At 59.0% G+C, this 24,385-nt stretch carries 28 protein-coding genes and 1 tRNA gene; 24 read left to right on the top strand and 5 right to left on the bottom strand.

Annotation, left to right across the window (positions count from 1 at the left end):
- Positions 1–89: 89 nt before the first annotated feature.
- Genes AC07XZ_RS08855 through AC07XZ_RS08845 form a run of 3 tightly spaced genes read right to left on the bottom strand, consistent with a single transcriptional unit; the run spans position 90 to position 3,677 of the window.
- Entirely contained in the window at positions 90–674 is a 585-nt protein-coding gene (locus AC07XZ_RS08855; RefSeq protein ID WP_102687248.1) for a cob(I)yrinic acid a,c-diamide adenosyltransferase, read from the bottom strand.
- A gap of 3 nt (positions 675–677) precedes the next feature.
- Positions 678–2,714: a sensor histidine kinase gene (locus AC07XZ_RS08850; protein WP_102687249.1), complete on the bottom strand. Its 2,037-nt coding sequence runs from the start codon at positions 2,712–2,714 to the stop codon at positions 678–680.
- 45 nt (positions 2,715–2,759) lie between these two features.
- On the bottom strand, positions 2,760–3,677 hold the full coding sequence (locus tag AC07XZ_RS08845; RefSeq protein ID WP_102687250.1) for a putative 2-dehydropantoate 2-reductase: 918 nt from the start codon (positions 3,675–3,677) through the stop codon (positions 2,760–2,762).
- 140 nt (positions 3,678–3,817) lie between these two features.
- On the opposite strand from AC07XZ_RS08845, the gene AC07XZ_RS08840 reads away from it, so the two are divergent.
- Both AC07XZ_RS08840 and AC07XZ_RS08835 read left to right on the top strand, forming a co-directional pair.
- Positions 3,818–4,303, top strand: coding sequence for a YajQ family cyclic di-GMP-binding protein (locus AC07XZ_RS08840; protein ID WP_007951218.1), 486 nt, complete (start codon positions 3,818–3,820; stop codon positions 4,301–4,303).
- A 138-nt stretch (positions 4,304–4,441) separates the two neighbouring features.
- Positions 4,442–5,281 carry a mechanosensitive ion channel family protein gene (locus tag AC07XZ_RS08835; RefSeq protein WP_007951217.1) on the top strand — a complete coding sequence of 280 codons (840 nt, stop codon included), beginning with the start codon at positions 4,442–4,444 and terminating at the stop codon, positions 5,279–5,281.
- A 123-nt stretch (positions 5,282–5,404) separates the two neighbouring features.
- Here AC07XZ_RS08835 and AC07XZ_RS08830 read toward each other — a convergent pair whose 3' ends face one another.
- Positions 5,405–6,763: an OprD family porin gene (locus AC07XZ_RS08830; protein ID WP_102687251.1), complete on the bottom strand. Its 1,359-nt coding sequence runs from the start codon at positions 6,761–6,763 to the stop codon at positions 5,405–5,407.
- A 75-nt stretch (positions 6,764–6,838) separates the two neighbouring features.
- Here AC07XZ_RS08830 and AC07XZ_RS08825 point away from each other — a divergent pair, with 75 nt between their 5' ends.
- The 3 genes from AC07XZ_RS08825 (at position 6,839) to AC07XZ_RS08815 (ending at position 8,298) form a co-directional block, all read left to right on the top strand.
- Positions 6,839–7,192: a hypothetical protein gene (locus AC07XZ_RS08825; protein WP_134020340.1), complete on the top strand. Its 354-nt coding sequence runs from the start codon at positions 6,839–6,841 to the stop codon at positions 7,190–7,192.
- A gap of 470 nt (positions 7,193–7,662) precedes the next feature.
- Positions 7,663–8,088 carry an HIT family protein gene (locus AC07XZ_RS08820; RefSeq protein WP_085745206.1) on the top strand — a complete coding sequence of 142 codons (426 nt, stop codon included), beginning with the start codon at positions 7,663–7,665 and terminating at the stop codon, positions 8,086–8,088.
- Between the two features lie 3 nt (positions 8,089–8,091).
- Entirely contained in the window at positions 8,092–8,298 is a 207-nt protein-coding gene (locus AC07XZ_RS08815; protein WP_007951214.1) for a SlyX family protein, read from the top strand.
- A gap of 94 nt (positions 8,299–8,392) precedes the next feature.
- On the opposite strand, the gene AC07XZ_RS08810 is transcribed toward AC07XZ_RS08815, so the two are convergent.
- Positions 8,393–8,995: a cold-shock protein gene (locus tag AC07XZ_RS08810; RefSeq protein WP_007951213.1), complete on the bottom strand. Its 603-nt coding sequence runs from the start codon at positions 8,993–8,995 to the stop codon at positions 8,393–8,395.
- Between the two features lie 309 nt (positions 8,996–9,304).
- On the opposite strand from AC07XZ_RS08810, the gene AC07XZ_RS08805 reads away from it, so the two are divergent.
- From AC07XZ_RS08805 to nadA, 19 genes are all read left to right on the top strand, one after another.
- A complete protein-coding gene (locus tag AC07XZ_RS08805) occupies positions 9,305–9,775 on the top strand; it encodes a Dps family protein (protein WP_039766007.1) in 471 nt (156 codons plus the stop codon).
- 245 nt (positions 9,776–10,020) lie between these two features.
- Entirely contained in the window at positions 10,021–10,368 is a 348-nt protein-coding gene (locus AC07XZ_RS08800; protein WP_085745205.1) for a ribbon-helix-helix domain-containing protein, read from the top strand.
- Between the two features lie 113 nt (positions 10,369–10,481).
- Entirely contained in the window at positions 10,482–10,703 is a 222-nt protein-coding gene (locus AC07XZ_RS08795; protein WP_007951210.1) for an FmdB family zinc ribbon protein, read from the top strand.
- Positions 10,704–10,811: 108 nt separating this feature from the next.
- On the top strand, positions 10,812–12,587 hold the full coding sequence (gene aspS, locus AC07XZ_RS08790) for an aspartate--tRNA ligase (RefSeq protein ID WP_007951209.1): 1,776 nt from the start codon (positions 10,812–10,814) through the stop codon (positions 12,585–12,587).
- A 124-nt stretch (positions 12,588–12,711) separates the two neighbouring features.
- Positions 12,712–13,458 carry a YebC/PmpR family DNA-binding transcriptional regulator gene (locus tag AC07XZ_RS08785; RefSeq protein ID WP_003227527.1) on the top strand — a complete coding sequence of 249 codons (747 nt, stop codon included), beginning with the start codon at positions 12,712–12,714 and terminating at the stop codon, positions 13,456–13,458.
- A gap of 101 nt (positions 13,459–13,559) precedes the next feature.
- The gene (gene ruvC, locus AC07XZ_RS08780) at positions 13,560–14,087 is read left to right on the top strand and encodes a crossover junction endodeoxyribonuclease RuvC (protein WP_007951206.1); all 528 of its coding nucleotides are present in this window, start codon (positions 13,560–13,562) and stop codon (positions 14,085–14,087) included.
- 114 nt (positions 14,088–14,201) lie between these two features.
- Positions 14,202–14,810: a Holliday junction branch migration protein RuvA gene (gene ruvA / locus AC07XZ_RS08775; protein WP_102687252.1), complete on the top strand. Its 609-nt coding sequence runs from the start codon at positions 14,202–14,204 to the stop codon at positions 14,808–14,810.
- Complete coding sequence (gene ruvB, locus AC07XZ_RS08770) at positions 14,811–15,872, top strand: Holliday junction branch migration DNA helicase RuvB (protein WP_085745203.1); 1,062 nt, start codon at positions 14,811–14,813, stop codon at positions 15,870–15,872. It begins immediately after the preceding gene.
- 127 nt (positions 15,873–15,999) lie between these two features.
- The gene (gene ybgC, locus AC07XZ_RS08765; protein WP_102687253.1) at positions 16,000–16,467 is read left to right on the top strand and encodes a tol-pal system-associated acyl-CoA thioesterase; all 468 of its coding nucleotides are present in this window, start codon (positions 16,000–16,002) and stop codon (positions 16,465–16,467) included.
- Positions 16,457–17,152: a protein TolQ gene (gene tolQ / locus AC07XZ_RS08760; protein WP_007912733.1), complete on the top strand. Its 696-nt coding sequence runs from the start codon at positions 16,457–16,459 to the stop codon at positions 17,150–17,152. Before ybgC ends, tolQ begins: the two co-directional genes overlap by 11 nt.
- 23 nt (positions 17,153–17,175) lie before the next feature.
- On the top strand, positions 17,176–17,628 hold the full coding sequence (gene tolR, locus AC07XZ_RS08755) for a protein TolR (protein WP_162130475.1): 453 nt from the start codon (positions 17,176–17,178) through the stop codon (positions 17,626–17,628).
- A complete protein-coding gene (tolA, locus tag AC07XZ_RS08750) occupies positions 17,628–18,707 on the top strand; it encodes a cell envelope integrity protein TolA (RefSeq protein WP_011335641.1) in 1,080 nt (359 codons plus the stop codon). Before tolR ends, tolA begins: the two co-directional genes overlap by 1 nt.
- A gap of 17 nt (positions 18,708–18,724) precedes the next feature.
- Positions 18,725–20,005 (top strand): Tol-Pal system beta propeller repeat protein TolB, encoded by a 1,281-nt coding sequence (gene tolB, locus AC07XZ_RS08745; protein WP_162831782.1) that lies wholly within the window; start codon positions 18,725–18,727, stop codon positions 20,003–20,005.
- Between the two features lie 52 nt (positions 20,006–20,057).
- Entirely contained in the window at positions 20,058–20,555 is a 498-nt protein-coding gene (pal, locus tag AC07XZ_RS08740) for a peptidoglycan-associated lipoprotein Pal (RefSeq protein WP_003178634.1), read from the top strand.
- A gap of 6 nt (positions 20,556–20,561) precedes the next feature.
- The gene (gene ybgF, locus AC07XZ_RS08735) at positions 20,562–21,401 is read left to right on the top strand and encodes a tol-pal system protein YbgF (RefSeq protein ID WP_007951199.1); all 840 of its coding nucleotides are present in this window, start codon (positions 20,562–20,564) and stop codon (positions 21,399–21,401) included.
- Between the two features lie 164 nt (positions 21,402–21,565).
- Positions 21,566–22,213: a 7-carboxy-7-deazaguanine synthase QueE gene (gene queE, locus AC07XZ_RS08730; protein ID WP_007951198.1), complete on the top strand. Its 648-nt coding sequence runs from the start codon at positions 21,566–21,568 to the stop codon at positions 22,211–22,213.
- A gap of 1 nt (position 22,214) precedes the next feature.
- Positions 22,215–22,907 carry a 7-cyano-7-deazaguanine synthase QueC gene (queC, locus tag AC07XZ_RS08725; RefSeq protein WP_102687254.1) on the top strand — a complete coding sequence of 231 codons (693 nt, stop codon included), beginning with the start codon at positions 22,215–22,217 and terminating at the stop codon, positions 22,905–22,907.
- Between the two features lie 63 nt (positions 22,908–22,970).
- A tRNA-Lys gene (locus AC07XZ_RS08720) sits at positions 22,971–23,046 on the top strand.
- 271 nt (positions 23,047–23,317) lie between these two features.
- A complete protein-coding gene (gene nadA, locus AC07XZ_RS08715; protein WP_085689392.1) occupies positions 23,318–24,376 on the top strand; it encodes a quinolinate synthase NadA in 1,059 nt (352 codons plus the stop codon).
- Positions 24,377–24,385: the final 9 nt, after the last annotated feature.

Below are 24,385 nucleotides of genomic sequence, written 5' to 3'. Positions count from 1 at the left end.
GTTGAGTGCATTCCAACAGGAAGAACTCGATCAACTGTGGGAGCGGGCTTGCTCCGGGCGGCGTTCCGACGAAGGCGTCCTGACAGTCGCTACTGATCTGAAAGTTTCGCCGCCGGTTGCCACAGAATCTCGGCAACACCCTGGCGCCGGGCGATCAGCCTGGCCGCCACAAACAACAGATCAGACAAGCGATTGATGTACGCCACGCCAACCCCGGCCAACGGCTCTATCGCATTCAAATGCTGGCAACGCCGCTCGGCACTGCGCGCCAGGCTGCGACAGACATGGGCCTGGGCAATCAGTATCGAGCCGCCCGGCAGAATGAAGTTCTCCAGCGGCCCCAATTCCTCGTTCCACAGATCGATCGCGGCTTCCAGCCGTTCGATTTCTGCTGCGTTCAACGCCTGATATTCCGGCATCGCCAGCTCGCCACCGAGATCGAACAACCGGTGCTGGCAGGGCGCCAACACATCGATCAGCTCATTCAGCCCGGGGCAGGTTTCGCGCTCGGCGATCAATCCGGCCAGCAGCACGCCGACCTGACTGTTCAGCGTATCGACCTCGCCAATGGCCTCGATGCGCGGGTGATCCTTGGGCACCCGGCGGCCGTCGCCGAGTCCGGTTTCGCCCTTGTCGCCGGTGCGGGTGTAGATCTTCGACAAGCGAAAGCCCATGGTTTACCTCGGTAGTTGACTGGTTTCGGCGGCGATGGGCGCCGGTTGCGCCAGTGGCAGGCGCAGGGTGAAGCAGGTGCCTTGCCCCGGCGCCGACTGCACTTCCATCTGCCCTTTGTGGTTGTTGGTGATGATGAAGTACGACACCGACAGGCCGAGGCCCGTACCCTGGCCGATTTCCTTGGTGGTGAAGAATGGCTCGAAGGTGCGCTTGCGCACGTTCTCGCTCATGCCGATGCCGTTGTCCTCGACCTGAATCTCGGCCCAGGGCGGATTGAGCCGGGTGCGCAAGGTGATTCGCCCCGGCTCGCTGTCATCTTCGCGCTGGTGGATCGCCTGCGCGGCGTTCTTCAACAGGTTGAGCAGCACCTGTTCGAGTTCGTTGGCGGTGCCGGGCACCGGGCCCAGCGCCGGGTCGAACTGGCGAATGATCGCCTGACCCTTGAAGTCGAAGCCGATGGCCAGGTCAAAGTCGTTACCGGCGATTTCCACCGCTTGATCGATCAGCGCCGGCAGGTCGCACGGTGCCATCTGGCGGTTGCTGCGGCGACTGAAACTGAGCATGTGGGTGACGATCTTCGCCGCCCGGGCGCCGGCCTGCTGGATGCCGTCAAGCAGTTGCGGGACTTCCCGACCTTGCAGATAACGGTTCACGGTATCGAGTTCGATGCCCAGTTGTTCGGCCTGTTCGAGGTTCTTCGGCAGGTCTGGTGACAGGCGTCGGCGGATGTTCTGCACGTTGTGCAGGATCGCCCCCAGCGGGTTGTTGATCTCGTGAGCCATGCCGGCGGCAAGGCCACCCACGGACAGCATTTTCTCCGACTGCACCATCATTTCTTCCAGCGACAGGCGCTGGGTAATGTCGTCGATCCGGATCACCACGCCGCGCCCGGCGCCGCCCATCAATGGGTAGAAGGTGAGGGCGTAGTGCTTGGGCTCGTCGTCCTTGAACCACGTCACCCGCTCGATTTTCGCCACCGTGTGTTGTTCGACGGTCTGCTTGAGTTGCGGCAGAAACGGCTTGAGCGGCTCGAAGGCGAGGAAGATCGGCTGGTTCAGCGCTTCGTCGAGCCGTGTACCGGAAAGGGCGCTGGCCTCCTGGTTCCACTGCGTCACGTAGAGCTGTTCGTCGAGGGCGATCAGCGCCGAGGGCATGGAGTCGATGATGCTGTTGAGGTAGTTCTGGAACCCGGTGAGTTTCTTCTCGATCTTGCTGCGCACCTGGACTTCCAGTTCCAGCTTGCGGTTGGTGTGGCGGGTTTCTTCGGCCAGCCCCTGGGCCTGATCGTAGGCGGCTTGCGAGTCGTCGCGGGCGCGCTTGAGTTGCTGCTCCCGGGCCTCGATGCGCGAAAGCATGGTGTTAAATGCTTCGGCGAGGCTGCCGATTTCGTCATGGTTGCCCCGGGAGGCGCGCAGGGCGTAGTTCTCCTCGCGGGTCACCTGGCGGGACAGTTCTTCCAGCTGATGGATCGGCCGGGTGATCAGACGCTTGATCTGCCGGGCGATGACCAGCCACAGCAGCACACTGAAAATCAGGATCCCCAGACTGGCCGTGAGCGTGCCGGTGTAGAACGCGACTGGCAGTTCGCTGCTGGCCACCAACAGCAGGTGGCCCGGTGCAGTGCCGGGGCGGGGCAGGGTGATGAGTTGGTTGCTGCGAAACTCGGTCAGTTGCCAGGCTTCGATGTGCCGGTAGCGTTCCGGCAGTTTGAGTTTGTCGCCGTGTTGCAGTTGCGCCAGACGTTCGCCTTTGCCGTCATATAAAGCGGCGGCACGCAGCGGGGAATAGCTGTCGAGCTCCTTGAGCAGGCGCTCGGCGCTTTGCGGCGACTGCAAGGCTTCGGCCACCAGACTCGGGTTGGACACCAGCCGGCCGATGGTCTGCAACGCCTGGGGCGCCATGCTTTCCTGGGAAATGTAATAGGCGGCGCTGATAAAGGTCAGGTTGGCGACCAGCAATACGGTGGTCAACAGCACCAGCAGGGCGGCCAGCAGTTTCTGGCCGACCGGCAGGTTTTCAAGACGCTGGCGCAATGGCATCAGGTTTATCGCAGCAAAGGAACAAGTGGCCAGCGTAGCCGCTGCTCAGTCGACGGGCAATCCGAGACTGTGCAGATGGGCAGTCAGGCGCTGCTGCAACTGCTTGAGATGCGGCAGGTTCAACTGATGACGCTCTGCAACCTTGCAGGCATGCCCAAGCAAATAGCTGATCTCGGTGCGGCGTTTGCTGGCCACGTCCTGATACATGGACGAGAAATTCGCCGCCGTGGCCTGGATCACCCGCTCCACTTCCTGTTGCAGGTTGTCCGCCGCCGCCGGTTGCCCGCAGCGTTCGAGCAGCTCGGTCAGTTCGCCGCACAGCGTGGCGACTTCGCAGTGATGTTGCTGCAAGCCGCCGTTGCGGGAGTCGTGCAGCACCGTCAGCGGATTGATCGCACAGTTGAGCGCCAGTTTGCGCCACAGGCGGGTGAGGATGTCGGCGCTCCATTCATGGGGGATTTTTGCCGCCTCAAGATCGTCCAGCCAGATCGGCGCGACAGGATGACCGGCGTCGCCGAGCCAGGTGTAGCCGTGGCCGGCGAATACCACGCGCCAGTCGCCGTCGCGAAACGCGCCTTCGGTGCTGGAGGCGCTGATGCAGCGGGCCTGCGGGACTCGCGCGGCGACTGCTTCCTGGCTGCCGAGGCCGTTCTGCAAAAGAATCAGTTCGGCGTCCGGTGCCAGGCGATGGGCAAGCCCGGCCACGGCCGCTTCGGCGTCGTAGGCTTTGCAGGCCACCAGCAGGCGACGGATGGGGCCGGGACTGTCCGGGGTTTCGCCGGGGATCGCGTAATGGCTGGCCACGCCCTGTTCGACGAGGGTCAGGCCGCCCGCCGTTGCATAGTCGTGCAGGCGGTCGAGGTCGCGCAGGATCAGCCGGACCGGCAATCCGGCCCGGGCCAGACGTGTGGCCCAGAGCGTGCCCAGACTTCCGGCGCCGAGGACATGCCAGGGGGTGGACATCAGTTTTTCACTCGGTAAGGTACAGGCATGCAAGGCTCGCCGTGTCGGTGGGAAAAGACCCGTTATAATGAGCCCGATTTTAACCGCAAGCCAAGCGCGCCGCGTCCCGTACGAGCGCGCCTTTTTATTGGAGAGATTACATGCCGTCGTTCGACGTGGTATCCGAACTGGACAAACACGAACTCACCAACGCGGTCGAGAACGCCGTGAAGGAACTCGATCGTCGTTATGACCTGAAAGGCAAGGGCAGCTTTGAATTCAAGGAAAAGGACCTGACCGTCCACCTGACCGCTGAAGCCGATTTCCAGCTGGAAGCGATGATCGAGATCCTCAAGCTGGCCCTGGTCAAGCGCAAGATCGACGTGCAGTGCCTTGAAGTCAAAGATTCCTTCGCCTCGGGCAAGCTGATGAAGCAGGACGCCGTCCTCAAGGAAGGCATCGACAAGGAACTGGCGAAGAAGATCGTCGGCCACATCAAGGAAGCCAAGCTCAAGGTACAGGCCGCCATTCAGGGCGAGCAGGTGCGTGTGACCGGCAAGAAGCGTGACGACCTGCAGGAAGCCATCGCGGCCCTGCGTGCCAAGGAATTCGGCATGCCACTGCAGTTCAACAACTTCCGCGACTAAGCTTTTCGGTCGGGAACCTCTCGGCGTTTAAAGCGTCCGAGGCCCAAGCAACGGCAGAAACGATTGAGCCCTTTACGGCCCGGTCTTTCTGCCGCTGTTTTTTTACAGCCCGGGAAGCCGGCAATCAGGAGATAAAAGATGGATTTGAATGCTGAGGTGGACAACCTGGTCAAGGCGTCCCAGGCGTGGATTCCGATGATCATGGAATACGGCAGCCGTGTGTTGCTGGCGGTGATTACCCTGGCCATCGGCTGGTGGCTGATCAACAAGGTCACGCAAAAGCTCGGCGGCCTGCTGGCCCTGCGCAATGCCGACCTGGCCCTGCAAGGTTTCATCAGCAGCCTGGCCAACATCATTCTCAAGGTACTGCTGATTGTCAGCGTGGCATCGATGATCGGCGTCGAGACCACCTCGTTCGTCGCGGCGATCGGTGCGGCCGGCCTAGCCATCGGTCTGGCGTTGCAGGGCAGCCTGGCGAACTTCGCCGGCGGCGTGCTGATTCTGCTGTTCCGTCCGTTCCGCATCGGTGACTGGATCGAAGCCCAGGGTGTGGCGGGTACTGTCGACAGCATCCAGATCTTCCACACCGTGCTGCGCACCGGTGACAACAAGACCATCATCGTCCCGAACGGCAACCTGTCGAACGGCATCATCACCAATACCAACCGTCAGCCAACCCGCAAGGTGGTGTTCGACGTAGGTGTGGATTACGAAGCCGATCTGCAAAAGGCTCGTCAGGTGCTGCTGGATCTGGCCAAGGATGATCGTGTTCTGCAGGATCCGGCACCTCAGGCCGTTATTTCGACACTGGGTGACAGTTCGATCACTGTTTCTTTGCGTGTGTGGGTTAAAACGGCGGATTACTGGGATGTGATGTTCATGTTTAACGAACAGTCCCGTGATCGTTTAAAAACTGCAGGCATTGATATTCCTTTTCCGCAACGAGTGATTCGCGTGGTTCAGGAATCGGCAGTGTAATGATAGGTTGCTAATTAATTGCCTGACTTATCGGTCAGGCATCTATTACAAGTGACAGGCAATAAAAAAGGCCCATCCGAAGATGGGCCTTTTTGTTTTGTTACCGCAACTAACTCGGTGCGATTACAAAAGCGACAGCGGGTAGTCGACGATCAGACGGAACTCTTTCACGTCGCCTTCACCTTCGTCGGCGTTAGCGAAGTGCCAGGCTTGACGAAGACGGAAGGACAGGTCTTTGGCCGGGCCAGACTGAACAACGTACTTGGCTTCGAAGTTGGTTTCGTTGTGCTTGCCGTCTTCACCGTACATACCGGCGTAAGTGCTGTTTGCTGGAGTTTTGGTACCGTCTATGTCCCAGCCTTTCACGTAACGGGTCATGAAGCTCAGACCTGGAACGCCGTACTCGGCCATTTTCAAGTCATAACGGATCTGGGCAGATTTCTCGTTAGGAGCGTTGAAGTCGGAGTACTGGATGGAGTTTGCGAGGAAAATCGAGTCGCCGCCGCGGTTGTTCTTGCCCACACCGATGTAGTCGAACGGGGTATCGCCGTTAACCTTTTGGAAGGCCAGGGTGATGGTGTGTGCTTTCAGGAACGAGAGAGCAGTAGCCAGCGAGAACGTTGTGTTGCTGATGTCGCCCGCGTTCGCTTTACCGGTATCGGTGGTGCGGTAGATGTTAAAGTCGGTGTTCAGCGACGTGTCACCACCGAACGGGGTGGTGAGGTTCACGTTGGCGTAGTACTGGTTCCAAATGTCTTCCAGCTTGGAGCCATACAACGATGCGGAAAGATTTTCGGTGATGCCGTACTTGCCACCGAAATAGTCGATCGACTTGGCTGCAACACCACTGCCACCATTCGCGTAGGTTGCATACAGATCGCCGCGGCTATCGTTTTTGTCCTGGCTGGAAGCCGAGTAGAAGTGACCGGCTTCGAGATCAAGGTCTTTGACTTCGCTGCTCTGCAGTTGGAAGCCGGTTGCCACTTGAGGAAGGATACGGGAACCGCCAATAGCGAACACTGGAGAGGTGCTCGGGCTCATTTCGCCGAATTTCAGCTCGGTTTTGGAGACGCGGAATTTAACAGCAGCGCCGGCTTTACCCTGGCTGTCGTTTACGTCGCGGCTACCATTGGCGTTGCGGGTGTCGCTACGGCTCATGTTGCCCGAACCGCTGGTGCCATCACCGCCGTCCAGTTTAATGGCCAGGTAACCGAATGCATCAACGCCGACACCAACAGTGCCTTGGGTGTAACCGGAACTGAAGTTGCCCCAGATACCTTGGGTCCAGTCTTTCACGTCCGCGGCACGGTCTTTGTTGTCACGGTTGAAGTAATAGTTGCGAATCAGCAAATCAGCTTTCGCGTCTTCAACAAAGCCTTTGGCTTCAGCCTGGTCACTTACGAACGGTGCGGCCGTAGCCATCTGAGTACTGGCTGCTGCTGCAACTGCCAGTGCGATCATGCTCCACTTCATCACGCGCATCGTGATTTGCTCCTTTGGTTTTAGAAGAGTACTGCCGTCCCACCTGTTTTATTATCTGGGCGGCTCTTTCTTTTTGTGTCGGCGCAAACTTATATCACGCCGACCATGTTGGCGATACTTGCGAATCCAACCTTTCAGCTTCTTTACGAGCGTGTCGCAAACGGCTTGGTAGATGTCGCAAATTTACAGTCCAAATGCAATGGGACTGACAACTTCAGCGCTGTTTTACAGGGCTTGAGCATCGGTAAAAAAGAGTCCCTTGGCAAAACGCTTGAATCTCCATCGGGCAACCCTGCCACTGTTTTTATGGGGCTCAAGGCATCCACTTCTTGTGGTGCGCTTATAGTCCATATGGGTATGAATGCAACAAGCGTGCACAAACCGCTGAATTGCTCCGGTTTTTTTCAAGGTGCGCGTCTGACGCTGTAAAAACCTCATAAAACCGGGGGCTTCGAGGGCCTTTCAAACTGGCTTGACGCCATCCTTCGCATGGTGTTGCTCCCTGAAAGTCGCAGCGCGACAACCAAAAACGTTACCGGTTCACCCCGTCGGTGAGTATTCGGCGGATGCCCGACGCACTGAGCGTAGACGCACTGTGCGGTTTTGGTGCAAAAAAATTCAAAGGCTGTACTGAATTCATACAGTTGGGTCGCTGGATGAACGTAAACGCTTAGGTGTGCGCCGGTCATTTTGCTCGGTTTATTCGCATTCCCGGTTCCGTTCTGGTGCACGCGAGGCATAAATGTCACATCCCGGGGCGTGGAGGAATTCTTGTGGCAACGCTGTTCGCCGTGAAGGTCACTCCAATCGCAGGTATGCTGCCGTCCAGTCGCTTGGCGCAGCGCATTCACAGCGGGGCGCTAAGCTGAAAACAGGTTATTTCGCCGGGAGTGCGCGCAGTGTTTGCTTTAGATCCACGACTTCAACAGGACACGCTGACCATCGGCGATTTCCCGCTTTGTCGACTGCTGTTGTCCAACGACGCCAACTACCCGTGGTTCATCCTGGTGCCTCGCCGCGACGATATCAGCGAGTTGTTTCAGTTGGATGTCGCCGACCAGCAGCGCCTGTGGCAGGAAACCACCACCCTGGCCGAGGTACTCAAGGACTCCTTCGACGCCGACAAGATGAATGTGGCGACCCTGGGTAATGTGGTCAGCCAGCTGCATATGCATGTGATCGTGCGTAAACGGGACGACGCCGCCTGGCCGGCACCGGTCTGGGGCAAACATCCCGCCAGGCCTTACAGTGCCGAGCAAGTGGCCGCGATCCGCGAGCGCCTGCGTCTGGTGCTGGACGAAGATTTCACCTTTCTGGAGGGCTGAGTGATGAGCCTCGAACAACGTGTTACCGAGCTGGAAAGTCGCCTGGCGTTTCAGGACGACACCATTCAGGCATTGAACGATGTGCTGGTGGAGCAGCAGCGAGTGGTCGAGCGTCTGCAATTGCAGATGGCAGCGGTACTCAAGCGCCAGGAAGAGATGGTGGGCCAGTTCGGTTCTTTCGAAGAAGACGCACCGCCGCCACACTATTGAGAAGTGCGCGGGCGTGCTCCCGTTAAAAACGCATTCATTAAAAAACCGCGAACAGCCTGGCTGTTCGCGGTTTTTTTATTGCGGGAGACTTGGATCAGCGACGCGGCAGGGCGGCGATCACGTCCTCGGCCTGCAGGCCCTTGTCACGGTTCATCACCGAGAACTCCACGCGCTGGCCTTCGACCAGAACGCGGTGGCCTTCGCCACGGATGGCGCGAAAGTGCACGAAAATATCATCGCCGGAATCCCGGGAGATAAAGCCGAAGCCCTTGGAGGTATTGAACCACTTGACGGTGCCGGTATCGCGGTTGCTCATGTCGTAGCTTTGCGCGGCGGCGGCCGGGGAGGATTTGTAGAAGCTGACGGCCAGGTGCAGAACCACGGCGACCAGTGCGATCACCAGGCTGAACAGCACGGCTGGCTGGCCGGCGATGACAGGCATCGGCGCGATCAGGGTCAGTGTTTGCAGGACAACGGTCAGGACCAGCAGGGCGCTGACCAGATTTTGCAGATGCTGGCGCGGACCTTTGTTCCAGTAAGGGATAACTGGTGCAAGGATCAGGTTCAGCAGGCCGAAAAAGGCCAGGTAAAGTGCATCGGGTTGTTGCAGGTAAGGTACCGCTTCGGACTTCAGGCTGGGTATGAAGGACAGCAGCAAGGCTGCTGCGCCCATTAGCAGGTGGACGATTTTCAACATTTTTATTGACTCACGTTATGACGGCTCACAAGGAAGAGCTGAAGGCGCACGGTTCGCTTCGGAACAATAAGAGGCGTTGGACACGTGCACGGCATCAGCCTATGCGCAGGCCCGGAAAACGGGGCGTAGCGACACACTGCCTATTTAACAGCAAAGCCTGCGGCTACTCAAATCACGCCGGCCAGCGGCAACGCGTGGGGCGATTTGTCGCCTCTATCGGGTCGATACGGGGGCTGCGGGGTGGGGGTGGCCTTGCTACAGTGAACCGACACCTGCTGGATGAATTTCAATCGCCGTTAGGGGGTAAGCATGGCAATCGATATCGGTATCAGTGAAGAAGACCGCAAATCCATCGTCGAAGGGCTCTCGCGCCTGCTGTCCGACACATACGTGCTGTATCTGAAGACTCACAACTTCCACTGGAACGTCACCGGGCCGATGTTCCGGACCCTGCATCTGATGTTCGAGGAGCAATACAACGAACTGGCACTGGCGGTCGACTCGATCGCCGAACGCATCCGGGCGCTGGGTTTCCCAGCGCCGGGCGCCTATGCGACTTATGCACGTCTTTCCTCCATTAAAGAAGAGGTGGGCGTGCCGAGTGCCGAGGACATGATCAAACAACTGGTCGAAGGTCAGGAAGCAGTCACCCGCACGGCGCGGGGGATTTTCCCTTTGCTGGATAAAGTCAGCGATGAGCCAACCGCCGACCTGCTGACCCAGCGCATGCAGGTTCACGAGAAAACCGCGTGGATGTTGCGCGCACTGCTCGAGGCTTGATGAAGGGAAGCGCATGGACATCCATGGTTCGTGCGCTGTTCTCTTGTTCCCCCGGAAATTTCACTCGCGACGGTAGGAAACAAGGAAGACACCCCACCGCTCCATGATCCTCCGTATCGCGTTGGCTTATCCTACGTGGATGGTCAAAAAGTCATCTGGATCTGCCTTTGCACCTGCGCTTTTAATGAGATCTCAGGATTTCGCCTTGATCACAGGCGCAGAAATGACAAAGGAGTGTCAGCAATATGGAAGGTGGAGACAGGCGAGGCGACATTGCTGTCGTTTTACAGCAGGACAAGTTCGAGGAGCCGTTTCTCGGCGGGTTCGACATGGAGCTGATCCGGCCGTTGTCCCGATCGGTACGCTTGAACGGGTTCGCGACCTGCATGCGGCTGGAGCAGGTTTACTGGAACATCCTGGGCCGGATGGCCGAGGACAATTGCTGTTCGGTCGGCACGCTGTTGTCCCGTGTCGATCGTGAAGTTCACCTGCGCCATGGCGGGGTGAAAAACTTCAGCGGTCTGATACGGGTGGTGTGTGTGGTGCATGGTCTACGGGATTCTCCGGGGATGCACGGCGCGGGATGTCACTGACGAGACGGCCTGTGCAGTCTTCCGGCTGCACAGGCCGCATTTAATGGATATAATCCCGCTCTTTCGCCGCACAGCCCTGCGCGTGCTGGCAATCTGATTGCCGAGACAACCCCATGCCGATGTACGATTACCAATGTGCTTCCTGTGGTCATCAGTTGGAAGCCATTCAAAAGATCAGCGACGCACCACTGGTCGATTGTCCTGCCTGCCAGGCGCCGGAACTCAAGAAGCAGCTGTCGATGCCGGGCTTTCGCCTCAGCGGCAGCGGCTGGTACGAAACCGATTTCAAGACCGGCGCGAAGAAGAATCTGGCCGGTGGCGACAAATCTGACTAGGGTTCAAACCCAGGTCGAACGACACGCGCGAGTTTCCACTAGTTGCACAGTGCTTGAGTGCAGCGGGATCTCCACCGAATTTCGAATTACGAGAAGCGAACCACTACCATGATGCGCAGCCATTATTGCGGCCAACTGAACGAAAGCCTGGAAGGCCAGGAAATTACCCTTTGCGGATGGGTTCACCGTCGTCGCGACCACGGCGGGGTGATTTTCCTCGATATCCGTGATCGTGACGGTCTGGCCCAGGTAGTGTTCGATCCGGATCGCGCCGAGAGCTTCGCCGCCGCCGATCGCGTGCGCAGCGAATACGTCGTGAAGATCACCGGCAAGGTGCGTCTGCGTCCGGCCGGTGCCACCAACGCCAACATGGCGTCGGGCATGATCGAAGTGCTGGGCTACGAGCTCGAAGTGCTGAACGAGTCGGAAACCCCGCCGTTCCCGCTGAACGAGTTCTCCGACGTCGGCGAAGAAACCCGTCTGCGCTATCGCTTCCTGGACCTGCGTCGTCCGGAAATGGCCGAGAAGCTGCGTCTGCGTTCGCGCATGACCACCAGCATCCGTCGCTACCTGGACGAGAACGGCTTCCTCGATGTCGAAACGCCGATCCTGACCCGTGCCACTCCGGAAGGCGCGCGCGACTACCTCGTGCCGAGCCGTACCCACGCCGGTTCGTTCTTCGCGCTGCCGCAATCGCCACAGCTGTTCAAGCAACTGCTGATGGTTGCCGGCTTCGACCGCTATTACCAGATCGCCAAGTGCTTCCGCGACGAAGACCTGCGTGCCGACCGTCAGCCTGAGTTCACTCAGATCGACATCGAGACCAGCTTCCTCGACGAAAAAGACATCATGGGCCTGACCGAAGGCATGATCCGTAACCTGTTCAAGGAAGTGCTGGATCTGGAATTCGGTGAATTCCCGCACATGACCTTCGAAGAAGCCATGCGCCGTTACGGTTCCGACAAACCGGACCTGCGTAACCCGCTGGAACTGGTCGACGTGGCCGATCAGCTGAAAGAAGTTGATTTCAAGGTCTTCAGCGGCCCTGCCAACGATCCGAAATGCCGTATCGCCGCACTGCGCGTACCAGGCGGGGCGAGCATGCCGCGCAAGCAGATCGACGACTACACCAAGTTCGTCGGCATCTACGGTGCCAAGGGCCTGGCATACATCAAGGTCAACGAGCGCGCTGCCGGTGTTGACGGTCTGCAATCGCCGATCGTGAAAAACATCCCGGAAGCCAACCTGAACGTGATCCTCGATCGCGTTGGCGCAGTCGACGGTGACATCGTGTTCTTCGGCGCCGACAAGGCCAAGATCGTCAGCGAAGCCCTGGGCGCGCTGCGTATCAAGCTCGGTCACGACCTGAAGCTGCTGACCTGCGAATGGGCGCCGATGTGGGTCGTCGACTTCCCGATGTTCGAAGAGAACGACGACGGCAGCTTCTCGGCGCTGCACCACCCGTTCACCGCGCCGAAGTGCTCGCCGGAAGAGCTGGAAGCCAACCCGGCCGGCGCTCTGTCCCGTGCCTACGACATGGTGCTGAACGGCACCGAGCTGGGCGGCGGTTCGATCCGTATCCACCGTAAAGAGATGCAACAGGCGGTGTTCCGTCTGCTGGGCATCAACGAAGCGGAACAGGAAGAGAAGTTCGGCTTCCTGCTCGACGCCCTGAAATACGGCGCGCCGCCGCACGGTGGTCTGGCCTTCGGTCTGGACCGTCTGGTGATGCTGATGACCGGCGCCCAGTCGATCCGTGAAGTGATCGCCTTCCCGAAAACCCAGAGTGCTGCCGACGTGATGACGCAGGCGCCGGGTGTCGTGGATGCGAAGGCATTGCGCGAATTGCACATTCGTTTGCGCGAAACGCCAAAGGCCGAGTAAGACGGGCCTGAAGGCGCATCTTCGGATGCGCCTTTTTTCTTTCTGCAGTGATTGAAAACAAGATTTTTTTGCTGGCCGATGCACTTGCATGGCGGGCATTGTTCAAGAGAATTCGGAGCGAGTTATGGCAGGTCATTCCAAGTGGGCGAACATCAAGCACCGCAAAGAACGCCAGGATGCCAAGAGAGGCAAGATCTTCACCAAGTGGATCCGCGAGCTGACCGTGGCGGCCCGTCAGGGCGGCGGTGATCCGGGCTCCAACCCGCGTCTGCGTCTGGCACTGGACAAGGCACTGGGCGCCAACATGAGCCGCGACATCATCGACCGTGCCGTGGCCCGTGGCGCCGGCGCGACCGAAGCCGACAACGTTGAAGAGCTGACCTACGAAGGTTACGGCCCGGGTGGCGTGGCGGTGATGGTCGAGTGCATGACCGACAACCGCAACCGCACCGCAGCAGCTGTTCGCCACGCGTTCAGCAAGTGTGGCGGCAACCTTGGTACCGACGGTTCGGTAGCCTATCTGTTCGAACGCAAGGGTCAGATCAGCTTTGCCCCGGGCGTCGACGAAGACGCACTGACGGAAGCGGCGCTGGAAGCCGATGCCGACGACGTGGTCAGCCACGAAGACGGCTCGATCGACGTGTTCACCTCGTTCACCAGTTTCTACGCGGTACGCAATGCCTTGGAAGCCGCCGGCTTCAAGGGTGATGACGCGGAAATCGTCATGCAGCCGACCACCAGCGCCGAACTGGATCTGGAGGGCGCGGAGAAGGTGCTCAAGCTGATCGACATGCTGGAAGACCTGGACGACGTGCAGAACGTCTACTCCAACGCGGACATTCCGGAAGACGTGGCCGCTCAGCTCGGTTGAGAGCGACTACGATTCAATGTGGGAGATTCCGGGTCTGAGGCTTTCCCTCAAACCCGGAATCTCCCACATTTGTTTTTGTGTTTTTTCGAACCAGCAGGCTTATGACTTTAATTCTTGGTATCGACCCCGGTTCGCGCATTACCGGTTACGGCATTGTTCGCGATACCGGACGCGGCGGCTGCATCTATGTCGCCTCGGGTTGTATCCGCACCGGTGCCGGCGAGCTGCATGAGCGGTTGCAGATCGTCTATCGCGGCGTGCGGGAAATCATCCAGACCTACGGCCCGGTCACCATGGGCATCGAAAAGGTGTTCATGGCGAAAAACGCCGATTCGGCGCTGAAACTCGGGCAGGCCCGTGGGGCCGCTATCGTTGCCGGCGCCGAAGAAAGCCTGGAAATCGCCGAGTACACGGCCACCCAGGTCAAGCAGGCTGTGGTGGGAACTGGCGCTGCCAATAAAGAGCAGGTGCAGATGATGGTCATGCACATGCTCAAGCTGACCAGCAAACCGCAAATCGACGCATCGGATGCCCTGGCGATTGCCATTTGTCACGCCCACACCCGCTCCAGTCTGTTGCCACACGGCCTGGGGACAGCACGCAGTCGTGGCGGGCGCCTGCGTCTCTGATAGCATCAGCAGTCAATTTCACGGAATGTGGATTTCGCGCCTGGGTCGTCGGCCGTCAATCCATGTTCTGTCGGTCGCCAGCCCACGGCTGGCCAACGCTCAAGGATCTGAAACGTGATTGGACGCTTGCGCGGCACTCTGGCTGAGAAACAGCCGCCGCACCTGATTCTGGATGTAAACGGCCTCGGGTATGAGCTGGAAGTGCCCATGACCACCCTTTATCGTCTGCCGTCGGTCGGTGAACCGCTGACCTTGCACACCCATTTGGTCGTACGCGAAGACGCGCAGTTACTCTATGGTTTTGCCGGCAAGCGTGAGCGAGACTTTTTTCGCGAGTTGATCCGTCTCAATGGTGTGGGGCCGAAACTGGCCCTGGCCTTGATGTCGAGTCTGGAAGTCGACGAACTGATCCGCTGCGTGCAGTCCCAGGACACCTCGGCGTTGACCAAGGTGCCGGGCGTGGGCAAGAAAACTGCCGAGCGTCTGCTGGTCGAACTCAAGGATCGCTTCAAGGCCTGGGAAACCTCGCCGGCCATGTTCGCATTGGTGCCGAACCAGCCGGACGGCCTGGCGCCGGTCAATACCGCCGAGAACGATGCGGTCAGCGCGCTGATTTCCCTGGGCTACAAGCCACAGGAAGCGAGCAAGGCGATTTCCGCGATCAAAGAGAAAGGCCTGAGCAGCGAAGACATGATTCGACGCGCCCTGAAGGGAATGATTTAAGTGATTGAAGCTGATCGTCTGATCGCCGCCACGCACAGTCCGCGTGAGCGCGAAGAAGTCCAGGATCGGGCGATACGTCCCGTCAGCCTGGCCGAATACATCGGCCAGCCGACCGTTCGCGAGCAGATGGAACTGTTTATCCAGGCCGCCCGTGGCCGTAGCGAATCCCTCGACCACACCCTGATCTTCGGTCCGCCGGGGCTGGGTAAAACCACGCTGGCGAACATCATCGCCCAGGAAATGGGCGTGTCGATCAAGAGCACGTCCGGCCCGGTGCTGGAACGTCCGGGGGATCTGGCGGCGCTGTTGACCAACCTTGAGCCGCACGACGTGCTGTTCATCGATGAAATCCATCGCCTCTCGCCGATCGTCGAAGAAGTGCTGTACCCGGCGATGGAAGATTTCCAGCTCGACATCATGATCGGTGAAGGGCCGGCGGCGCGGTCGATCAAGCTCGATCTGCCGCCGTTCACCCTGGTTGGCGCGACGACGCGGGCGGGCATGCTGACCAACCCGTTGCGTGACCGTTTCGGTATTGTCCAGCGTCTCGAGTTCTACAGCACCGCAGACCTGGCAACGATTGTCAGCCGTTCGGCGAGCATCCTCGGCCTGCCGCTGGATCCGGAAGGGTCGTTCGAGATTGCCCGCCGCGCCCGTGGTACGCCGCGGATCGCCAACCGACTGTTGCGCCGGGTGCGGGATTTCGCCGAAGTCCGCGCGAAGGGCCACATCACCAAGGCTGTCGCGGATCTGGCGCTTAATCTGCTGGATGTCGACGAGCACGGTTTCGATCATCAGGACCGGCGTCTGCTGTTGACCATGATCGAGAAATTCGACGGTGGTCCGGTGGGCATCGACAGTCTGGCGGCAGCGATCAGCGAAGAACGCCACACCATTGAAGACGTGCTGGAGCCATATCTGATTCAGCAGGGTTACATCATGCGGACGCCGCGGGGCAGGGTGGTTACTCGTCACGCGTACCTGCATTTTGGTTTAAACATTCCGACACGAATGGGCGAGATGCCCGTGGTAGACGAGTTTCTCGATGCCGTGGACGATTAATACACATTTATTGTCGATTTATTCAGCGTTTGTACTGTCTCAGGACGGTACTTTTGCGGTAAAGCCTTCGAACAATGAAAAACAGTTGCCTGGCCGGATTGGCAACCCGAGGAGTAAGCACTAGAGTATGCGCGCGCAAAACGGGCTTGAGCCGTTCGCACATCGTTGTCGCGTTTATTACGAGGACACCGATGCGGGCGGCATCGTGTATTACGTTAATTACCTCAAGTTTATGGAACGGGCTCGAACCGAGCGGCTCCGGGAGCTGGGCTTTGCCCAGTCGGCGCTGGCAGGGGAGGACCTGTTGTTCGTCGTGCATTCCAGCGAAGCGCGTTATCACGCGCCGGCGCGACTGGACGACGAGCTTCTGGTAAGCGCTGATGTAATCGAATTGAACCGTGCCAGCCTGCGCTTTCGACAGCAGGTCAGGCGGGCAACGGATTATGTGCTGCTCTGCGAAGGGCAGTTTCTGGTGGCCTGTGTGCGCACTAACAGTTTGAAACCCCGGGCCCTTCCCGAAGACCTGCGTGCGGCCTTTGCCGACGCGGTCGGCACGGGTACACACTCAAAGCAGGAGATAAAGCGTGGAAGCTAACGTCGTCGACCATTCCTCCATGTGGAGCCTGGTCAGCAATGCCAGCATCGTGGTGCAGTTGGTAATGTTGACCCTGGTAGCCGCATCGGTGACCTCATGGATCATGATCTTTCAGCGCAGCAACCTGCTGCGCGCCGGTCGACGTGCCCTGGAGAGCTTCGAAGAGCGCTTCTGGTCGGGTATCGACCTGTCCAAACTCTACCGTCAGGCCGGCAGCAACCCGGATCCGGATTCGGGTGTCGAGCAGATCTTCCGTGCCGGCTTCAAGGAGTTCTCCCGTCTGCGTCAGCAGCCAGGTGTCGACCCTGAAGCGGTAATGGAAGGTGTGGCCCGTGCCATGCGCGTCGCCATCTCCCGTGAAGAAGAAAAGCTCGAGCAGAGCCTGCCGTTCCTCGCCACCGTCGGTTCCGTCAGCCCGTACATCGGTCTGTTCGGTACCGTCTGGGGGATCATGAACTCCTTCCGTGGTCTGGCCAGCGCCCAGCAGGCCACTCTGGCCACCGTCGCACCCGGCATCGCCGAAGCCCTGATCGCCACCGCGATCGGTCTGTTCGCCGCGATCCCGGCCGTTATCGCTTACAACCGTTTCTCTGCCCGCAGCGAAACCTTGCTGAGCCGCTACTACACCTTCGCCGATGAATTCCAGGCGATCCTGCACCGCAAAGTGCACACCAGCGAAGAATAAGCAGGTATTTCCCGATGGCTTTAATCACTCGAGCCCGACACAAGCGCAAGCCGGTCGCCGAGATGAACGTAGTGCCTTACATCGACGTGATGCTGGTGCTGCTGGTCATCTTCATGGTGACTGCGCCGATGCTCAATCAGGGCGTGAAAGTGGATCTGCCCAAGGTTTCCAGCGAAGCCTTGCCGCAGGACAACAACACCCAGGTGCTGACCATTTCGATCAAGTCGGACAAGACCTACTACTGGAACCTTGGCAGCGAAGTCGACACCGAGAAGCAGCAGGACCGGGCCATGACCCTGCCACAGATGACCGACGCGGTGACCAAGATCATTCGCGCCGGCACTGAAGGCGGCAAGCGTACCCAGGTCTTCATCCGTGGCGACAAGTCCGTCGATTATGGCTCCGTCATGGGCGCCATGGGCGGGTTGCAGAAAGCCGGGGTCGGTAACGTTGGCTTGATCACCGAGGCGCCCTGATGCAGCAACAGCGAGAGCCGTCCGCCTCGGAAAGCTACTTCTGGCCTAGTGTCTGGGCGATTGGCTTGCACGTGCTGGTGTTCGGCATGCTATTCGTCAGTTTCGCCCTGACTCCGGAGCTGCCGCCGGCCAAGCCGATTGTCCAAGCGACCCTGTACCAGCTGAAATCGAAAAGTCAGGCAACCACCCAGACCAATCAGAAGATTGCGGGTGAGGCGAAGAAATCCGCCGCACGCCAGACCGAAGTCGAGCAGATGGAGCAGAAAAAGGTCGAGCAGGAAGCGGTGAAGGCTGCGGAACAAAAGAAAGAAGAAGCGGCTCAAAAGGCCGAGGAAGCCAAGAAGGCCGATGAGGCGAAGAAAGCGGACGAGGCGAAGAAGGCTGATGAAGCCAAGAAAGCCGACGACGCGAAGAAAGCCGCCGAAGCCAAGAAGGCAGAAGAGAAACAATTGGCTGATATAGCCAAGAAGAAAGCCGAAGAAGAAGCCAAGAAGGCTGCTGAAGAAGAGGCCAAGAAAGCGGCCGCTGAAGAAGCCAAGAAGAAGATCGTCGAAGACGCGAAGAAGAAAGCCGCCGAAGACGCCAAGAAGAAAGCTGAAGCTGAAGAGGCGAAGAAGAAAGTCGCCGAAGACGCGAAGAAGAAAGCTGCTGCCGATGCTGCGAAGAAGAAAGCGCAGGACGCGGCACGTAAATCCGCCGAAGACAAAAAGGCTCAGGCCCTGGCAGATTTGCTTTCCGACACGCCGCAGCGCCAGCAGGCCTTGGCCGATGAGCAGGGCGATGAAGTCGCGGGCAGTTTCGATGACCTGATTCGTGCGCGGGCAGCGGAAGGCTGGGCACGTCCACCTTCGGCACGCAAAGGCATGACGGTTGTGCTGCAGATCGGCATGTTGCCGGACGGTACGGTGACTTCGGTCAGCGTGGCCAAGTCCAGTGGCGACGGTCCGTTCGATGCGTCGGCAGTGGCAGCGGTCAAGAATATTGGACGTTTGACGGAAATGCAGGGAATGAAGCCGAGCGATTTCGCTCCGTATCGTTCATTCAAGATGACATTCACACCTGAGGATCTAGCCTTGTGAGAAACCTTCTTCGAGGAATGCTGGTCGTGATCTGCTGCATGGCAGGGATCGCGATGGCGGATGAAAAGAACATTCTGGTCACCAGCGGCAGCGATCGGGCAACGCCGATCGCCGTCGTACCGTTCGGTTTTCAGGGCGGTGCCGTCCTGCCGGATGACATGGCTGAAATCATTGGTAACGATTTGCGCAACTCGGGCTATTACTCGCCGATTCCAAAGCAAAACATGATCAGCCAGCCAAGCCAGCCGAGCGAAATCATCTTCCGTGACTGGAAGGCGGTGGGCGCGCAATACATGATGGTCGGCAGCATCGCGCCGGCCGGTGGCCGTCTGCAGGTGCAGTGGGCTCTGTTCAACGTCGCCACCGAGCAGAAAGTGGCTGACGGCAGTGTGTCCGGTACCACCGAACAACTGCGTGACATGGCGCACTTCATCTCCGATCAGTCGTTCGAAAAGCTGACCGGTATTAAAGGTGCATTCTCGACTCGCCTGCTGTACGTCACAGCCGAGCGTTTCTCCGAGAAGAACACCCGTTACACCCTGCAGCGCTCGGACTATGACGGCGCCCGCGCCGTGACCCTGCTGCAATCGCGCGAGCCGATCCTGTCGCCGCGTTTTGCACCGGACGGCAAGCGTATCGCCTACGTGTCGTTCGAGCAGAAGCGTCCGCGCATCTTCATGCAGAACATCGACACCGGTCGCCGCGAGCAGATCACCAACTTCGAAGGCCTGAATGGCGCGCCAGCCTGGTCGCCGGACGGCAATCGCCTGGCGTTCGTGCTGTCGAAAGATGGTAACCCGGACATCTACGTGATGAACCTCGGTTCGCGTCAGATCACCCGTGTGACCGCAGGTCCTGGCATCAACACCGAACCGTACTGGGGCAAGGATGGTTCGACCATCTACTTCACCTCCGACCGTGGTGGCAAGCCGCAGATCTACAAGACCAGTGCCGGTGGCGGTGGTGCCGAGCGTGTGACGTTCGTGGGCAACTACAACGCCAACCCCAAGCTTTCGGCGGATGAAAAGACCCTGGTGATGATCCATCGTCAGGACGGTTTCACCAATTTCAAAGTGGCGGCCCAGGATTTGCAGCGCGGAAGTGTAAAAATCCTCACTGATAGCACTCTGGACGAGTCGCCTACTGTTGCGCCCAACGGCACCATGGTAATCTACGCCACCCGCCAGCAGGGCCGGGGAGTCTTGATGCTCGTGTCCATTAATGGACGCGTGAGGCTCCCGCTTCCTACCGCTCAAGGCGAAGTCAGAGAACCGTCCTGGTCCCCTTACCTGAACTGACGCGGCGCTTTACGTTTTACTTAACACACTGGGGTTCATTAGGAGTTTCACGATGGAAATGCTGAAGTTTGGTAAATTTGCTGCGCTGGCTCTGGCCATGGCTGTAGCTGTAGGTTGCTCGTCCAAAGGCGGCGACAACGCCGGTGAAGGCGCTGTTGATCCAAACGCTGGTTACGGCGCAAACACTGGTGCAGTTGACGGTTCCCTGAGCGAAGAAGCTGCTCTGCGCGCAATCACCACCTTCTACTTCGAATACGACAGCTCGGACCTGAAGCCAGAAGCCATGCGCGCTCTGGACGTTCACGCCAAAGACCTGAAAGCAAACGGCGCTCGCGTTGTTCTGGAAGGCAACACCGACGAACGTGGTACTCGTGAGTACAACATGGCACTGGGCGAGCGTCGTGCGAAAGCCGTTCAGCGCTACCTGGTACTGCAAGGTGTTTCCCCAGCTCAGCTGGAACTGGTTTCCTACGGCGAAGAGCGTCCAGTTGCTACCGGCAACGACGAGCAGTCCTGGGCTCAAAACCGTCGCGTCGAACTGCGTAAGTAATTCGATATGCGAACGTGCCGTCGTGCTGTAACTGTTCTGGCTCTCAGCCTCGCGCCGCTTGCGGCATGGGCTGCGGTTCCTGTGGTCGATGACAACTCCGGTTATAACAATAGCGGGAGCAGTTATCCGCCTGCAGGTTACGGTACGAACGGCGCCTATGCCGGGGGAGCGGCTTCGGCCCCTGCCTCGGCAAACGGCATGCTGTTCAACCAACTGCAACAAATGCAGGATCAGATATCGCGCCAGCAAGGCGTGATCGAAGAGCTGCAGAACCAAGTTTCGCGCATGAAGCAGGAATCCCTGGAGCGATACCAGGATCTTGATCGGCGCATAGGATCCGGCGTTGCACCTGCCGCGACTCCCGAGAATTCTTCTGCCGGTGGCGATGCAAGTGCTGCTGCCGGTGCCGCCGCTGGAGCCGGGGCCGCTGCTGCCGCCCAGGCACCTGCTGCGGGTGGCGAACCGGCTGATCCGGCCAAGGAAAAGCTGTATTACGATGCAGCTTTCGACCTGATCAAGGCCAAGGATTTCGACAAGGCCAGCCAGGCGTTTGCCGCTTTCCTGCGTAAATACCCGAACAGCCAATACGCGGGCAACGCCCAGTACTGGTTGGGTGAAGTGAACCTGGCCAAAGGCGATCTGCAAGGTGCAGGTCAGGCTTTCGCCAAGGTTTCGCAGCTGTATCCCAAGCACGCCAAAGTGCCGGATTCGCTGTACAAGCTGGCTGACGTAGAACGCCGCCTCGGTCATACCGACAAGGTCAAAGGCATTCTGCAGCAGGTGGTGGCCCAGTATCCGGGTACCTCCGCCGCTCAATTGGCCCAGCGCGATCTGCAACGCATGTAACAGCTTTGACCCGTTTGGAAGAAACCCGCGCTTGTCGCGGGTTTTTTCGTTAGAATTCACGCCCTTTTATGAAACACGCTTCTGGTGATCTACGCGTTGGCGGGGTTGCCTGAAGTGCCTGACGGAGGCGGACAGCCTGTTTAGCTGTTACGCCCGTGGCGACTATGCAAGACACATTGAGAATCACCGAAGTTTTCTACTCGTTGCAGGGGGAAACGCGGACTGCCGGGCTGCCCACAGTTTTTGTGCGCCTGACCGGTTGCCCATTGCGTTGCCAATACTGTGACAGCGCCTACGCGTTCAGCGGCGGCACGATCCGTACCCTCGACGACATCCTCGAGCAAGTGGCCGGCTTTCGCCCGCGCTACGTCTGCGTCACTGGCGGTGAGCCGCTGGCACAACCCAATGCCATCCCTTTGCTCAAGCAGTTGTGCGATGCCGGCTACGAAGTCTCGCTGGAAACCAGCGGTGCCCTCGATATTTCGGCGGTCGATCCGCGAGTCAGTCGGGTGGTCGACCTGAAGACGCCTGACTCCAAAGAAGCCCATCGCAACCGTTACGAGAACATCGAACTGCTGACGCCCAACGATCAGGTGAAGTTTGTCATCTGCTCGAGGGAGGACTACGACTGGGCGGTATCGAAGCTGATCCAGTACGGTCTTGAGCGACGTGCGGGTGAAGTGCTGTTTTCTCCAAGTCACCACGACCTGAACGCTCGGGATCTGGCGGACTGGGTGGTGGCGGATAACCTGCCAGTGCGCCTGCAACTGCAGCTGCATAAATATCTATGGAATGATGAGCCGGGGCGCTGAGATGACTGAACAACTGAACACTAGCCAGAAACGTGCGGTAATCCTGCTGTCGGGTGGTCTGGATTCCGCCACTGTCGTGGCCATGGCCCGCGCTGAAGGCTACGCCTGTTACACCATGAGTTTCGATTACGGTCAGCGTTCTCACGCTGAACTGAATGCCGCTGCTCGCGTTGCCCGCGATCTGGGTGTGGTCGAGCACAAGGTGATCGGCCTGAACCTGAACGGTATGGGCGGTTCGGCCCTGACCGACACCAGCATCGATATCCCGGAAGAGCTGGGCGAAGGCATCCCGGTGACTTACGTGCCGGCGCGCAACACGGTTTTCCTGTCGCTGGCTCTGGGCTGGGCTGAAGTGCTCGGCGCCCGTGACATCTTTATCGGCGTCAACGCGGTGGACTACTCCGGTTACCCGGATTGCCGTCCGGAGTTCATCGAGTCGTTCGAGCGCATGGCCAATCTGGCAACCAAGGCTGGCGTCGAAGGCAATGGTTTCCGCATCCAGGCACCGCTGCAGAACCTGAGCAAGGCGCAGATCGTCCAGGCGGGCGTGAAGCTTGGCGTTGATTACGGGCTGACTGTTTCCTGCTATCAGGCCGACGATGACGGCCGCGCTTGCGGTAAATGCGACAGCTGCCGACTGCGTGCAGAAGGCTTCGCGGCGGCCGGAATCAGCGACCCGACACCTTATTTTTGATTTTTTTCAAATTAGGTGTTGAATAGTCCTTAAAAATCAGTATTATACGCGCCACCACACAGCGGGTCGTTAGCTCAGTTGGTAGAGCAGTTGGCTTTTAACCAATTGGTCGTAGGTTCGAATCCCACACGACCCACCATATTTGGCGGTTTAGAAAATCCGGAAGGCCCACGAAAGTGAGGATTTCCGGGTTTTTTTTTGCCTGCGATTCGGGCATCCCTCCCTTCGTTTCTTCCCGCCGTGACGCAGGTCAGAATCATCTTTTGTATCAACGGGATATTCTGTAGCCTTGCGCAGCTTCAATGCTGTCCGTGCCTGATAATACTCACTCTCCCGGCGGTACCCTCAAGCGGTCCGGAGCCGGGTGTATACTCGACTTTCGCGCGAATGCGCCTGCAGGTCTTGCGAACATGACGCAGATTTCCGAACGCCTTCTGGTACAAGCCCACCTCGACGCCAAGCAGCCCAAGCCGCTGACGGCCGAGGAAGAGGCTTATTACCGTTCCGCCATCGCCGCCGAGCTCAAGGCTCAGGACGCGGTGCTGGTTGCCCACTTTTATTGCGATCCGATCATCCAGGCACTCGCCGAAGAAACCGGCGGTTGCGTGTCCGATTCCCTGGAAATGGCCCGCTTCGGCAACGCCCATCCGGCCAAGACCGTGGTGGTCGCCGGCGTGAAATTCATGGGCGAGACCGCGAAGATTCTCAATCCTGAAAAGCGCGTGCTGATGCCGACCCTGGAAGCGACCTGCTCGCTGGATCTGGGTTGTCCGGTGGACGAGTTCTCGGCGTTCTGCGATCAGCATCCGGAGCGCACCGTGGTGGTGTATGCCAACACCTCGGCCGCGGTCAAAGCCCGCGCCGACTGGGTAGTGACCTCCAGTTGCGCACTGGAAATCGTCGAGAGCCTGATGGACAACGGCGAAACCATTATCTGGGGCCCGGACAAGCATCTGGGCACCTACATCCAGCGTAAAACCGGCGCCGACATGCTGCTCTGGGACGGTGCCTGCATCGTCCACGAAGAGTTCAAGTCCAAGCAGTTGGAAGACATGAAAGCGCTGTACCCGGACGCTGCCATTCTGGTGCATCCGGAGTCGCCGACCTCGGTGATCGAACTGGCGGACGCCGTCGGCTCCACCAGTCAGTTGATTGCCGCCGCGCAATCGCTGCCGAACAAGACCCTGATCGTCGCCACCGATCGCGGCATCTTCTACAAGATGCAGCAGCTGTGCCCGGACAAGGTCTTCATCGAAGCGCCAACCGCCGGTAACGGCGCGGCGTGTCGCAGTTGCGCACATTGCCCGTGGATGGCCATGAACACCCTTGAACGCACGCTCAAGTGCCTGAAGGAGGGCTCGAACGAGATCTTCGTCGACCCGGCTCTCATTCCTCAGGCGATCCGCCCGCTCAAGCGCATGCTCGATTTCACTCAGGCCGCGCGCATGAAACTGGCCGGCAACGCCTGACCTTGCGAC

The sequence above is a fragment of the Pseudomonas sp. GW458-11-26-14-LB4 genome, assembly GCF_059423925.1.
This window is presented reverse-complemented; position numbering and strand designations above follow the sequence as displayed.